The 13,577-nt window shown below is 69.1% G+C and carries 12 protein-coding genes; 5 read left to right on the top strand and 7 right to left on the bottom strand.

Annotation, left to right across the window (positions count from 1 at the left end; translation table 11 throughout):
- From ACLFRB_RS04275 to recR, 3 genes are all read left to right on the top strand, one after another.
- Positions 1-538 (top strand): DNA polymerase III subunit gamma/tau C-terminal domain-containing protein (locus ACLFRB_RS04275; protein WP_411067768.1); only part of this gene is annotated, 538 nt, incomplete at its 5' end.
- A 23-nt stretch (positions 539-561) separates the two neighbouring features.
- On the top strand, positions 562-891 hold the full coding sequence (locus ACLFRB_RS04270) for a YbaB/EbfC family nucleoid-associated protein (protein ID WP_411067767.1): 330 nt from the start codon (positions 562-564) through the stop codon (positions 889-891).
- A gap of 232 nt (positions 892-1,123) precedes the next feature.
- Positions 1,124-1,729 carry a recombination mediator RecR gene (gene recR, locus ACLFRB_RS04265; RefSeq protein ID WP_411067766.1) on the top strand — a complete coding sequence of 202 codons (606 nt, stop codon included), beginning with the start codon at positions 1,124-1,126 and terminating at the stop codon, positions 1,727-1,729.
- A gap of 109 nt (positions 1,730-1,838) precedes the next feature.
- Here the strand turns inward: recR and ACLFRB_RS04260 are convergent, their stop codons facing one another.
- The 6 genes from ACLFRB_RS04260 to ACLFRB_RS04235 all read right to left on the bottom strand — a co-directional run bounded on the left by ACLFRB_RS04260 (position 1,839) and on the right by ACLFRB_RS04235 (position 8,220).
- Positions 1,839-2,204, bottom strand: coding sequence for a YkvA family protein (locus tag ACLFRB_RS04260; RefSeq protein ID WP_411067765.1), 366 nt, complete (start codon positions 2,202-2,204; stop codon positions 1,839-1,841).
- An 11-nt stretch (positions 2,205-2,215) separates the two neighbouring features.
- Entirely contained in the window at positions 2,216-2,425 is a 210-nt protein-coding gene (locus ACLFRB_RS04255) for a dodecin (protein WP_411067764.1), read from the bottom strand.
- A gap of 55 nt (positions 2,426-2,480) precedes the next feature.
- The gene (locus ACLFRB_RS04250; RefSeq protein WP_411067763.1) at positions 2,481-3,131 is read right to left on the bottom strand and encodes a VWA domain-containing protein; all 651 of its coding nucleotides are present in this window, start codon (positions 3,129-3,131) and stop codon (positions 2,481-2,483) included.
- The gene (locus ACLFRB_RS04245; RefSeq protein ID WP_411067762.1) at positions 3,128-4,636 is read right to left on the bottom strand and encodes a hypothetical protein; all 1,509 of its coding nucleotides are present in this window, start codon (positions 4,634-4,636) and stop codon (positions 3,128-3,130) included. Before ACLFRB_RS04245 ends, ACLFRB_RS04250 begins: the two co-directional genes overlap by 4 nt.
- 316 nt (positions 4,637-4,952) lie before the next feature.
- Entirely contained in the window at positions 4,953-5,801 is an 849-nt protein-coding gene (locus ACLFRB_RS04240) for a universal stress protein (RefSeq protein WP_411067761.1), read from the bottom strand.
- Positions 5,794-8,220 (bottom strand): Lon protease family protein, encoded by a 2,427-nt coding sequence (locus ACLFRB_RS04235; protein ID WP_411067760.1) that lies wholly within the window; start codon positions 8,218-8,220, stop codon positions 5,794-5,796. The genes ACLFRB_RS04240 and ACLFRB_RS04235 overlap by 8 nt, the downstream gene beginning before the upstream one ends.
- 183 nt (positions 8,221-8,403) lie before the next feature.
- Here ACLFRB_RS04235 and ACLFRB_RS04230 point away from each other — a divergent pair, with 183 nt between their 5' ends.
- Positions 8,404-10,383 (top strand): monovalent cation:proton antiporter-2 (CPA2) family protein, encoded by a 1,980-nt coding sequence (locus tag ACLFRB_RS04230; protein ID WP_411067759.1) that lies wholly within the window; start codon positions 8,404-8,406, stop codon positions 10,381-10,383.
- A gap of 84 nt (positions 10,384-10,467) precedes the next feature.
- Positions 10,468-11,172, top strand: coding sequence for a rhodanese-like domain-containing protein (locus ACLFRB_RS04225; protein ID WP_411067758.1), 705 nt, complete (start codon positions 10,468-10,470; stop codon positions 11,170-11,172).
- 33 nt (positions 11,173-11,205) lie between these two features.
- Here ACLFRB_RS04225 and ACLFRB_RS04220 read toward each other — a convergent pair whose 3' ends face one another.
- Complete coding sequence (locus ACLFRB_RS04220; protein ID WP_411067757.1) at positions 11,206-13,554, bottom strand: Tex family protein; 2,349 nt, start codon at positions 13,552-13,554, stop codon at positions 11,206-11,208.
- Positions 13,555-13,577 lie beyond the last annotated feature (23 nt).

Genomic DNA, 13,577 nt, shown 5'->3' with positions numbered 1-13,577 from the left:
GGCCGGCCGTTCCCGGCAGGCCGCGGGATGCGCCTCGTCGGGGGTCGGGCCCGCGGCGGCCGCTTCCGGGGGCGGCCCCGACGGTCTCGGGGCGGAGCCCGCCTCTTCCCCCGGGCCGGGAACCTCGCGGGGCAGCCCGGCCTCTGATTGGGAAGGCATCCTGGGTACACTGGAGGTTCCGCCCTCGTGGCGGTCGGTTCTGGAGTTCGCCGTGCCCAGGGAGTTCACTGCCGAGCGGGTGCGCTTGGCCTTCCCCTCCGAGCAGCTGCTCTCGGCGGGCAGCGAGCGCTTCCGCGCCGCCCTGGAGTCGGCTCTGACTGCCCATTTCGGCGCGACGCCGCGCATTGCCATCGAGGAGCTCGGGGAGGAAACCGAGGCGGAGAGCCCGGCGGTGGCCCGCGAGCGGCGGCGGCGGGAGCGCCAGGAAGCGGCGGAGCAGGCGGTGGCGAAGGACCCCAACATGCAGGTCCTGCAGGAGCAGTTCGGCGCCCGGGTGGAATCGGTGCGCCCCGACGAGCAGGACTCCACCTCCAACTGAACGGCTACACGCAGGAGACAGCGATGAAAGGCGGCATGGGCGGCCTGATGAAGCAGGCCAAGCAGATGCAGGAACAGATGCAGAAGGCCCAGGAGCAGCTGGCCGACGAGGAGGTGATCGGGCAGGCGGGCGGCGGCATGGTGCAGGTGACCATGACCTGCAAGTACTCCGTGCGCAAGGTGACCATCGATCCCTCGCTCATGGAAGAGAACGACGCCGAGATGCTCGAAGACCTGATGGCCGCGGCCATGAACGACGCCCTGGGCAAGGTGGAGACCCGGACCCAGGAGCTCATGGGCGACATCACCGGCGGCCTTGGAAATATCCCCGGCCTGGGGGACATGCTCAAATAGGCCAAGACCTTATAACCGCCAAGGACGCCAAGAAGGCAAAAAGCGGAATTGGCTAGTCGGCTCATGCATGGTGCCTGTAGGAGCGGCTATCAGCCGCGACAACCCTCAAAGGGACTCGTTTGTCGCGGCCACTGGCCGCTCCCACAACGGGCTGGTATGGGGGTTCGCCGTTTCCTGCGGGGCGGCCTTGGCCTACTTGGCGGTTCACTTTTTCCTGGAGAGAGCCTGAACGGTGAGTGAGCGTGTACCTTCGCTGGACGGCCTGTCGGAGGCCCTGCAGCGCCTGCCTGGCGTGGGGCCCAAGAGCGCCCGGCGCATGGTCTTCCATCTGCTGGAGCGGGACCGGGAGGGCGGCCGGGCTCTGGCGCGCGCCCTGGACCGGGCCCTGGAGGAGGTGCGCCACTGCCGGCGGTGCAACAACCTCACGGATGCCGACCTCTGCCCCATCTGCGCCTCCTCCCGGCGCGACCAGTCCTTCCTGTGCGTGGTGGAGAGCCCCTCCGACATTCCGGCGGTGGAGCAGGCCGCCTCCTTCAATGGCACCTATTACGTGCTCATGGGCCGGCTCTCCCCCCTGGACGGCATCGGCCCCGAGGACCTGCCCTTCGACGGCCTGGACCGGCGCATCGCCGAGGGGGTTACCGAGGTGGTGGTGGCCACCAACGCCACGGTGGAGGGGGAGGCGACCGCCCACTACATCTACGACCGCCTGGAGCCGCAGGGGGTGCGGGTGACCCGCCTGGCCCACGGTGTGCCCCTGGGGGGCGAGCTGGAGTTCGTGGACGGCTCCACCATCGACCGGGCCCTCACGCGGCGGTATTCGCTGGAGGAGGACTGAGCCCCGGCCGGCACCGGTCATACAGAGCGCAGCAAAAGGCCCTCGGCATCGCCGAGGGCCTTTTCTGTGCGCAAGCCGCCGGATCCAGCGGCTTCCCTGCGACGCCAGGCTACCCCAGCCAGCGGTCCAGCTGCTCCCGCGCCCGACGTCGGGCCTCGGGGGTGACGTGGACCGCAACGGTGGCCAGGGCGGCGGTGAGCACGCCGAGGTCGTCGGTGTAGCCCACCCCCGGAATGAAGTCCGGGGCCGCGTCCCAGGGCGCCAGGAAGTAGCCCAGCGCCCCGTAGATCACCGAGCGGCACCAGGCGGGCAGCTCGGGCTCGTCCAGGGTGTAGTAGAGGAAGAGCACCTTCTCGCCCACCTCGCGTCCGGCGCGGCGAAGGTAGCCCCGTGCCCGGCTGCGGAAGCCCTTCTCCGAGTAGTGCCCGGCGTAGGCGGCCCCCGGGGCCCCGGTTCCGCTGGTTGAATCGCTCATGCGCCCCCCGCTCACTCGTCCAGGGTGAAGTTCACCTTCACGGTCACCTGCCAGTGGGCGATTCTACCCTCTTCGATGTGCCCGCGGGTATCCACCACCTCGAACCAGCGGAGGTTGTGCAGGGTCTTGTGGGCCCGGGCGATGGCGTTGGAGACCGCCTCCTCCATGGAGTTGGGCGAAGATCCGGTCAGCTCGATGGCCTTGTAGACGTGGTCGCTCATGCCGCTTCTTCCTCCCGATGGACCGTGGCTCGTGGGTCCATTATTGGCGTGCGGCTCAGCCGGAAAACAACCCCGTTAGATTGTCCAGGTCGTTGATCATCCGCCACTGGCCCCCGGCGTCCTCCACACGGTCCCGCCAGTTGTCCACCCGGGACATGTACTTGCGCGGGTCGACGATGTCGCTGCTGAGCTTGGTGACGTTCAGGGCCGCCACCTCGATCCCGGACAGTTCCAGGTCCACGTCGCGGACATAGTCATCGGGCAAATCCTCTTTCATGTCCGAGAACACCAGGACCACCTTCTGGCTCGGATCCACCTCGTTGAGCCATTCGATGCCCTGCAGCATGCCACCCGTGATGTCCGTGTACTGGGCGGATTCCGCACCCTCCACGTACTCGTTGATCTTCTCCCGGAACTCCCGCTTCTCCTGGTTGGCCTGGCTCGGGCGCTCGTCGAAGGTGGTCCGGGCAATGATGTCCTTCTCGCTGAAGCTTCCGGTGTCGATGCGGGCCACCGCAAAGTGGTCCCCCGGATTCATGCGTGACAGAACGTAGCTGATGATGCGCTGGGCCTTGTCCAGCTCCTCGGTATAGGTCCCCGAGGTGTCGAGCAGGAGGTAAACCCCGCGTTCCGGGGGCGCCGACCGGGGGCAGCCGGTCAGCACCAGGATGGTGGGGATGAGCAGTAGGAGTAGCAGTCGTTTCATGCGGGCTCCCCCTTTGCGTTCTCGGTCTTGCTGGCGGATTTGGCCGCTTTGGTTCCGGTGGCCGGGGTCTTGCGCCGGGTCGGCCCTTTCTCTCCCTCGTTACCGTCCCCTTGCTCGCTCAGCCGGCGTTCGACCCAAAGGGGGGCGAAGATGAGGAGGTCATAGAGATCCACCAGGAGCTGGCCGGCGTAGCGGGCGCCGCTGGCGAGGACCCGCAGGAGGAAGGCCGCCACGCGCAGCACGCCCATGGCCACGATACCCAGCACCGTGCGCATGGAGTGCACGAAGGTCTCCAGGGGAATGGCCACGAACACCAGGGCGAAGGGCAGGATAAAGCCCAGGCCCATCTGCGAGGCGGTGGTGATCCAGCGTACGCTGTCGGCCGCCGACTCCGCGCTCTCCTCCGCGCCGCTGCTCAGCATGGCCTGGGTGGCCATCTCCTGTTCCATGAGGATCTCGCGCATGTAGGCCAGGCCGGCTTCCACCGAGGCCAGGGCAAACAGGATGGTGAAGGTGATCCAGGCCATGCGGTGGCGCTGTTTGTCGCTCAGGGATCCGATCACCGGGAACAGCCGCGTGACCCGCATGGATTCCATGAGGAACAGCCCCATGGAGACCTCCACGAAGATGATCACCATGGCCGCGATGTCGGCGGTGCGGAAGCCGGCTAGATCGTTGGTGCCGCCCACCATCTCGGCCATGGGCCGGGCAATCAGGTTGAAGTTGATGATGGCTCCGCCGATGGCGATCAGCATCACGAACAGCGAGATGAAGAACTGGGTCAGGGTGGACGAGGAGAGCCGGCGAACCGCCCGGTCCGTGCCGCGAACCGTTTCCTCGTACTCTTCCATCTGCCGGTCGATGGCGCGGCTGCGGTCCAGCAGGCTCTTGATGGTCTTGTCCACGTCGGACACCTGCTGCTGCAGGCTCCGCCAGTGGGGACGCATGCGCTCCAGGAGCTTGTGCCGCTCCGCGGTGGACCGGCGGTACTCGGAGGTGGCCTTCTCGTGGGCCTTTTCCAGGGACTTGCGGATGTCGTCGAGGACGTTGCTCACCATGGGGTCGCCGTTGGCGGGGATGCGGGCCACGGCGTCCACGGCCTCGGTCCAGCCCGGCGGGGAGGGCGGGACCTCCTGGCTGTTCTTGTGCTCCTCCTCGATGGCCGTGATCTCCTCGGTCATCCGGCGGTGCAGCTCGGGATAGCTGGCCAGCTCGCGGTGGACGGTCTGGTCGATCCGGTCGAATTCCCGCTCGATCTGGCGTTCCGCGGCCTCCTGCCCCTGGGCCAGCAGCACCTCCCGGTTGCGTTCGGCGATGCGCTTTTCGGCCCGCAGCACGGAAAAGGCCGACAGGCGCAGCACCCGGTACAGGCCGCGGCTGGCGGACTGGAAGACACGGTGCACCGGCGTCCGCGCCAGGTAGAGGAGGACGGCGAGGACAACGATCCAGATCAGCGCCGACAGGATCGGGCTGGGCACAATCATGAAGACATTGGCGAATGACATAGCGGCCCCGTTCGGTTTCCTGGTGGGGCCCTGCAAAGGGGCTTCTGTCCCCGTTTGCGTGGCCCGGTTCAACCTGATGGGGAACTATCGCCTTAAATCTGTCCATACGCAATAAGGCGGCCCGGATTGACGTCTGCAGGCGACACCTTTGTTTTTGCGGTTCAGGACACCCAAAAAAGGAAAGGATTCGTAATCCAGGAATAAAGGGACGAGCAGGGACACCATCGGCCATACACAGAGGGGAACGAGAACAGGCTGGGACGCGGAAGGCGGCGGCCTGGACGCCCGGAGGGCCCCGTTCGGGCGGCGGGGCCGCTCAGGGAACGAGGACGACCGGGACGTCCAGGGCTTCCAGGAGCCGCTGGCGGACCGCCCCCGCGATCAGGGGGCTGGACCGATGGATCACCAGGGCCTGCAGGCGCTCGCGGTGGAGGACGTTGGTCAAGGCCTCGGGCTCCCGACCCCGCAGAAGCTTGAGGGTCGCGTCCACCCCCCGCCCTGCCAGCCATCGCCGCACTTCGGGGACGAGCCGCTCCGCCTCCTCCTCGGGGATGAGGATCGTCAGGGTATCCGCCTCGGTACGGGCGATGTAGGCCGCCAAAGCAAGGGCGCGGGGGCCGCTGTCCGGGTCGTCGAACACCGCAACGATGGGATGGTGCCGGGGGCTTGCCGGGGGCGAGTAGACCATTACCGAGACATCGACATCCGCCTTCCGGATCAGGTGCCGGGGGGTGGAGCCCAGACGCTTGTAGGGCAGGCGCGACCACCCGGTCTTCCCTACTACGAGCAGGTCCCCGGGGATGGCCCGGGCCAGGGCCACGGCTTCCGCGCGGCCCCGGGCCACCTGGAGCGACCAGCGGACGCCGTGCCGGGCCGCCAGGGCCCGCAGGCGCTGGCGCACCTCGGCGGCCTGCCCCTTGAGACGCCGCTCCAGCTGCTCCAGGTTGAGCGGGCGGCTGACCCCGGAGGTTGTGCCCACCTCCCGGGCGAAGGGCAGGCCCGCCAGCCGCAGCAGGTCCGTGTCCTCCACGTAGAGGGTGGCCAGCTCCGCGTCGTGGCGGGCGGCTAGCTCCGCGGCCGCCTCCAGGGCGGCCTGGCTGGTGCGGGAGGCGTCCACCAGCACCAGGATGCGACGGATCTCGCCGCTGTCCTCGGAGTCAGCCATTCTCCTGGCCGTCCCCGGACGGATCGTCCCCGTCCGCGCTCTCCTGGCGATGGATCCGGGCGTAGCGCTCCAGCTGCCGTTCCACCAGGCGGTTGATCGTGTTGTCGGGGAAGCCCCCGGTTTCGGGATCGCGCTCCCCCGCTTCCATGCCCGTGAACAGCTCCAGGGCTTCGTCCACGCGGGAGATCGGGTAGATGGCGAAGGTGCCCGCCTCGGCGGCCTGGCGTACGTCGGCGCGCAGCATCAGGTGGCCCACGTTGGCCCGGGGGATGACCACCCCCTGCTCCCCGCTGAGGCCCCGCTTGCTGCAGACGTCGAAAAAACCCTCGATCTTTTCGTTGACCCCGCCGATGGGCTGCACCTCGCCGTGCTGGTTCACCGATCCGGTCACCGCCAGAGACTGGCGGAGGGGCGCGTCCGCCAGCACCGACAGCAGGGCGCACAGCTCGGCCACCGAAGCGGAATCTCCCTCCACCAGGCCGTAGGACTGCTCGAAGGTCAGACTGGCGGAAAGGGACAGCCGGTGCTCCGGGGCGTAGCGGGCGGCCAGGAAATTGGACAGGATCATTACCCCCTTGGAGTGGATGCTGCCGCCCAGCTCGGCCTCCCGCTCGATATCCACCACTTGGCCGTCCCCCAGGCGGGCCGTGGCGGTGATGCGGTTGGGGCGGCCGAAGGCGAAATCGCCGAGCTGCAGCACGGCGAGGCCGTTGATCTGTCCCATCTTGCTGCCCGCCGTGTCGATCATCAGCACGTCTTGCTGGATGGAGCGCTGCAGGCGCTCCCGGATGCGGGCCGAGCGGTAGGTCTGCTTGTCGATGGCGGTCTGCACGTCCTCGGCGCGCACCACCTCCTGCCCGGCCTCCCGGGCCCAGAAGTTGGATTCCCGCAGCAGATCCGCGAGGTTGCCGCTGTGCAGGGAGAGGCGCTCGGCGTCCTCCACCAGGCGGGCGGCGTGCTCGATGACGCGGGCCACGCCGGTGCGGTCGAGGGGCAGGAGGCCCTCGCGCCGGGCGAGGGTGGCGATGAGCTGGGCGTAGAGGGCGTTGTTCTCGGAGCTGCGCTCGAAATCCTCCTCGAAATCCGCCTGCACCTTGAAGAGCTCCCGGAAGTCCGGATCGTACTCGGACAGCAGGTAGTAGAGGAAACGGTCGCCGAGCAGCACCACCTTGATGTTCAGGGGCACGGGCTCGGGCTCCAGGGTGACGGTGGCGAGGAAGCTGTAGAGCTGCTCGAGGGACTCGATGCGGATCTCGTTGGCGTAGAGGGCCCGCTTCAGGCTCTCCCAGGCGAAGGGCTGCATGAGCAGCTTGCGCATGTCCAGGATCAGGTAGCCGCCGTTGGCGCGGTGCAGGGCGCCTTCCCGGATGAGTCGGAAGTCCGTGAACAGGGCCCCCTGCTCGGCGCGGTGCTCCACGCGGCCCACGAGATGGTGGTGGGTGGGCAGGTCCTCGTAGTGCACCGGTGCCCCCTGCTGCCCGCCGTTGTCCACCAGGACATTGAGCCGGTAGCGCCGCAGCAGGGCCTCGTAGCCCCCGTCCTCTTCGCTCTCCTCCGCCTGGGCGGAGCCGCGGCGGAAGGTGTTCACGTGGTCGATCACGTCCTGCTTGATGGCGTCCAGGTGCGCCCGCACGTCCGGATGGTCGGCGTACTCGCTCTTGAAGCCCTCGATCAGGTGGCCCACGGCGAAGTCCGCCATCTCCCGGTTCACCTCCTGGGCCTTTTCCTGGCTCTCCTTGCGCCATTTGGGGATCTGACGCAGGACCCACTGCAGGCGCTCCTGGAGGTGGGCGATGTCCGCCTCGATGCGCTTGCGCTCCTCCTCGTCGAGCTTCTGGAACTCCTCGGGACCTACCACCTCGCCCTCCTGCACGGGGGCGAAGGTGAACCCGGCCGGGGTCTGGAGGAGGGTGATGCCGCGCTCCTCGGCCTCCTGCTGGATCTCCTGGAAGGCCTCCTCCTGCCGCTGGTTGAATTCCTGCTGGATCTCGTGGATGCGGCTCTGGTGCTCGTCGCTCTCGAAGGTGGCCGGGATGGCGGTGCGCAGCTCCTCGATCAGCTGGTCGAGGTCGTCGCGCAGCTGCACGCCCCGGCCGGGGGGAAGCTCCAACAGCAGGGGTCGGTTGGACTGTTCGAAGTTGTGGGCGTAGCACAGGTCCGGGGGCACGGGCTCGCCCGCGGCCCGCTCCTGCAGGAAATGCTGCACCACCGTGTGCTTGCCCATGCCGTTGGGCCCGAGCACGAACAGGTTGAAGCCCTCGCTGCGGATGCCCGCCCCGAAATGCAGGGCGTCGAGGGCACGATCCTGGCCGATGATCCGCTCCAGGTCCTCCAGCTCCTCGGTGGTCTGGAAGGGTAGCTCCCGGGGATCGCACCGCTGGTACAGGGATTCCGGCGGCAGGGGCTGGGGTCCGGGCATGAAGGCTCCTGGCGTTGGATGGTGGCAGAATGGGTCCGCCCAAGGGGCTCTTCCCACCATAAAAGGCCCGGGGCCCGGGCAAAAGGCCGGTATGCGCGAACCCGTTCTCGCCCTGTAAGCTGGGCGCCGGATGGTGTCCGGAAGTGTCCGGACCGTTTACCCGAACCCATGGATGAGCTTTGCATGCAGATCCACCCCCTGCAGGATTTCCTGGTCCTCCTGGCGCTGGCCGTGGTGGCGGTGGCGCTGCTGCGCCGCGCCCACCTGCCTCCGGTGCTGGGCTATCTGCTGGCGGGGGTCCTGGCGGGCCCCCACGGCCTGGGCTGGATTCACGAGAGCGCGGCCCTGGAGCTTTTGGCGGAGATCGGCGTGGTGTTCCTGCTGTTCACCATCGGCCTGGAGTTCTCCCTGCCCCAGTTCCTGGCCATGCGCCGGACCGTGGTGGGGCTGGGCGGGGCGCAGGTGGTGCTGGGGACCGCGGCCGGGACCGGGATCGCCCTGCTCTACGGCGTCTCCTGGGAGGGGGCGGTGGTGGTGGGCGGGGCATTGGCCCTGTCCTCCACGGCCATCGTGGTGAAGCAGCTGGCCGACCAGCTGGAGCTGCAGTCCCGGCACGGCCGCACGGCGGTGGGCATCCTGCTGTTCCAGGACCTGGCGGTGGTGCCGTTCCTGGTGCTGATCCCGATCCTGGCCGGAAACGGCGCCGGATCCATGTGGTGGCCCATTCTCCTGGCCCTGCTCAAGGGCGTGCTGGCCCTGGCCGTCATGTTCGCCCTGGGCCGCTACGCCCTGCGGCCCCTGTTCCGCGAGGTGACGCGCACCCATTCGGCGGAGCTGTTCACCCTGACCGTGCTCATGGTGGCCCTGGCCGCCGCCTGGATCACCCACGAGCTGGGCCTGTCCCTGGCCCTGGGGGCCTTCCTGGCCGGGCTGATGCTCGGCGAGACGGAGTTCCGCCACCAGATCGAGGCGGACATCCGCCCCTTCCGCGACGTCCTGCTCGGCCTGTTCTTCATCACCATCGGCGCGCGGCTGGACATCTTCCAGCTTCCCGAGATCTGGCCCCAGGTGCTCGCCCTGGTGGGCTTCCTGGTGCTGGGCAAGGGGCTCCTCGTGGCGGCCCTTACCCGGGTGGCGGGCAACGAGGCCGGCGTGGCGGTGCGCACCGGCATGGTGCTGGCGCAGGGGGGCGAGTTCGGCTTCGCCCTGCTGGCCCTGGCCATGAAGCACGAACTGTTCGATCCGGCCACCAGCCAGGTGGTGCTCACCGCGGTGGTGGTCTCCATGGCCCTCACTCCCTTCTTGGTGCGCTACAACGGCGCCTTCGCCAAGGGCCTCCTGCACCGCAGCTACCTGCAGCGGCGGACGGAGCGCCAGCGGGAGGTGGCGGAGGAAACCCACCAGCTCCGGGACCACATCATCCTGTGCGGCTACGGGCGGGTGGGCCAGAACCTGGCCAAGTTCCTGCGCGACGAGGCCCAGGAATACGTGGCCCTGGACCTGGACCCCATCCGCATCCGCGATGCCCGGGACGCCGGGGAGCGAGTCTTCTACGGCGACGCCACCCACCGCGACCTGCTGGAGGCGGCCGGGCTCGGGCGGGCGCGGGCCCTGGTGGTGACCTTCGATGACGTGAACGCCGCCCTCCGCATCCTGGAGCGGGTGCGCGGCGAGCACCCGGACCTCCCCGTCCTGGTGCGCACCCGGGACGACACCTACATGGAGGAGCTGTCGGAGGCCGGAGCCACCGAGGTCCTGCCCGAGAGCCTGGAGGCCAGCCTCATGCTGGCCACGGAGCTGCTGCTGACGCTGGGGGTGCCCACCGGGGAGGTGATGCGGCTCCTGGAGAATGCGCGCTCCAGCGGCTACCGCCAGCTGCGGGGGCTGTTCACGGGGGCGGAGCTGGACGCCGGAGAGCGGGTGCCGGCCGGCGGGGAGCGGCTCCACACCGTGCTCCTGCCCGCGGACGCCCCCAGCGTGGGCCGGCGTTTGGCCGAGCTGGGCCTGGAGGAGCAAGGGGTGCAGGTGAGCGCGGTGCGGCGGGGCGGTATCCGCGGCGAGGAGCCCACTCCAAACCTGGAGCTGCGGGAGGGCGACGCCCTGGTCCTGCGGGGGCCTTCCGAGCGGCTGGCATGGGCGGAGAAACGCCTGCTCGGCGGGTAGGGAGGACAAAACCCCTATTCAATCTAAGGAAATTGCGGTAGCTTTCCTGCCTGGGGAGCCCAAAGGGGCAACCAGGAGCCAGCCATGGATAAGTCGTTACCGGGGATGGGCGGCCTCTCCGCCCTGGTTTTGTGCACTTGGGCCGTGTCTACATTGGCGATGGGCGACCGTCTGGACGCCCCCTTCCAGCCCGCCTCCGACTACGTCAGTCCCGAGCGGGTGGAGGGGGCCACCACCATTTCCGTGGAGCGGGCCCACGAGCTTTGGCAGGAGGGGGTGCCCTTCGTGGATCCCAGGACCAAGGCGGACTACCTGGTGGGGCACATCCCCGGAGCCGCGCGTTTGAGGAACGACCCCGACGAACGCTGGGTGAAGTCCGGTGAGGTGGCGGGCCAGCAGCTCGAGGAGCTCACGGAGGAGTCGCTGTTGGAGGTGGCGGCCAAGGACGAGCCGGTGGTCTTCTACTGCAACGGCGTGGACTGCCCCCGCTCCAGTGGCTCGGCGGCCCTGGCAGTGCACTGGGGGTGGGAGGAGGTCTACTACCTCCGCCACGGTTTCCCGGCCTGGCAGGACGCCGGCTACGAGGTGGGCTCCGGGGACGACTGGCCCGATTCCCCCCATGGGCCGGAGTACTACCGGGAACGGCCCGAGAGGTCCCGCTGGATCAACAACGTCTGCGACCGCATCAGCATGACGGCCTGGACTCCGGCCCAGGAGAAGACCTGCAAGGCGGCCAAGATGGGCCTTTTGCAATACCTGCAGGAGCGATCCAAGCCCTTGGAGGAGTAGCCCCCGGTCAGAAGCGGGGGCGCCTTCCCGGGCCTAGTCCCGGTCCTCCCGTGCCCGCCGGAAGGCCTCGGCCAGGGCGCCCTGGGGCTCGGCTTGCGGCTTTTCCTTGCCGCCCTTGCCCTTCGGGTTCTTGCCGCCGCCCTTGGGCTTGCCTTTCCCCGGTCCCCGGTCGGCCTTCTTGCCCGCGGGCTGTCCCTCGCCGGCCTCGGCCTGCATCTTCATGGACAGGCCGATGCGCTTGCGCTCGGTGTCCACCTCCAGCACCCGCACCTTGACCACGTCGCCCGGCTTGGCTACCTCGCGGGGGTCCTCCACGTAGCGGTCGGCCATCTGCGAGATGTGTACCAGGCCGTCCTGGTGGACGCCCACGTCCACGAAGGCGCCGAAGTTGGTGACGTTGGTGACCACGCCCTCCAGGATCATGCCCGGCTCCAGGTCCTCGAGCTTCTCCACCCCCTCGCGGAAGCTGGCGGTCTCGAACTCCGGGCGCGGGTCGCGGCCGGGCTTCTCCAGCTCCTTGAGGATGTCGGTGACCGTGGGCACGCCGAAGTGGTCGTCGGTGTAGGCCTCGGGCTTGAGGGACCGGAGCAGCTTGGAGTCGCCCAGCACCTGGTCCATGGAGCGCCCGGCGTCGGCCAGGATGCGCTCCACCACCGGGTAGGCCTCCGGGTGCACCGCCGAGGCGTCCAGCGGGTTGTCGCCGCCCTGGATGCGCAGGAAGCCGGCCGCCTGCTCGAAGGTCTTGTCGCCGAGCCGTGGCACCGCCTTGAGGGACTTGCGGTCCGGGAAGGCGCCGTGGGTGTTGCGGTGCTCCACCAGCCGCTCGGCGAGGCTGGTGTTCAGGCCGGAGACCCGGGCCAGCAGGGGCACGGAGGCGGTGTTGGCGTCCACGCCCACCGCGTTCACGCAGTCCTCCACCACGGCGTCCAGGGCCTTGGCCAGGCGGCTCTGGGAGACGTCGTGCTGGTACTGGCCCACGCCGATGGAGCCGGGGTCGATCTTCACCAGCTCCGCCAGGGGGTCCTGCAGGCGGCGGGCGATGGACACCGCGCCGCGCAGGGAGACGTCCAGCTCGGGCAGCTCCCGGGAGGCCTGCTCGGAGGCGGAGTACACGGAGGCCCCCGCCTCGGAGACCATCACCTTCTGCAGGCCCAGCTCCGGGTGGGTCTTGAGCAGGTCCAGGGCCAGGCGGTCGGTCTCGCGGCTGGCGGTGCCGTTGCCGACGGCCACCAGGGCGGCGTCGTGCTTCTTCGCCAGCGCGGCGAGCGCGGCGATGGATTGGTCCCACTGCTTCTTGGGCTCGTGGGGGTAGATGGTGGCGGTGTCCACCACCTTGCCGGTGGCGTCCACCACCGCTACCTTGCAGCCGGTGCGCAGGCCCGGGTCGATGCCGATCACCGGGCGGGTGCCGGCCGGCGCCGCCAGCAGCAGGTCGTGCAGATTGCCGGCGAACACGCGGATGGCCTCCTCCTCGGCGCGCTCGCGCAGGCGGCCGGTGAGCTCCGTCTCCAGCTTGGTGAGCACCTTCACCCGCCAGGTGTAGCGCACCACCTCGGAAAGCCAGGCATCGGCGGGGCGGCCCAGATCGCGGATGCCGAAGCGCGCGGCGATGTGGCTCTCGCCGGGGCCGTAGGCGCGGGGGTTTTCCGGCTCCTCCTCGCCCACGATCAGGTCGAGCTTCAAGACCCCCTCCTTGCGGCCGCGGAACAGGGCCAGGGCGCGGTGGGAGGGAATGTCCTTGATGGGCTCGCGGTAGTCGAAGTAGTCGGAGAACTTGGCGCCCGCCTGGCGCTGCTCCTCCACCACCTGCGAGCGCAGCACGCCGTGCTCCCAGGCGTATTCGCGCAGCTCGCCCACCAGCTCGGGGTCCTCGGCGAATTCCTCCATGAGGATGGCGCGGGCGCCCTCCAGGGCCGCTTTGGCGTCGTTGACCTCGTGCTCGGCGTTCAGGTACTCCGCCGCCAGGGCTTCGGGGTCCTGGGTGGGGTCCTCGAACAGGGTGCGGGCCAGGGGCTCCAGCCCGGCCTCGATGGCCTTCTGCCCCTTGGTGCGCCGCTTGGGCTTGTAGGGGGCGTAGAGGTCCTCGAGCCGGGTCTTGGTGTCGGCGGCCGCGATCTGCGCGGCCAGCTCGTCGGTGAGCTTGCCCTGCTCGCGGATGGTGTCGAGCACCGTCTGGCGGCGCTCCTCCAGCTCGCGCAGGTAGCCGAGCCGCTCCTCCAGGGTGCGCAGCTGGCTGTCGTCGAGGCCGTCGGTGGCTTCCTTGCGGTAGCGGGCGATGAAGGGGACGGTGGCGCCGTCGTCCAGCAGGCGGATGGCCGCCGCCACCTGGGATTCCTTGACGCCCAGCTCCTCGGCGATGCGATCAGCGATGTTCTTCTGCATGGGAGATGCGGCTCGTCCTTTCG

It is taken from the genome of Thiohalorhabdus sp., assembly GCF_046545655.1.
Lineage (GTDB): Bacteria > Pseudomonadota > Gammaproteobacteria > Thiohalorhabdales > Thiohalorhabdaceae > Thiohalorhabdus.
Note: the sequence above shows the minus strand (reverse complement) of the source record. Positions and strands in the feature narration are given on the sequence as shown.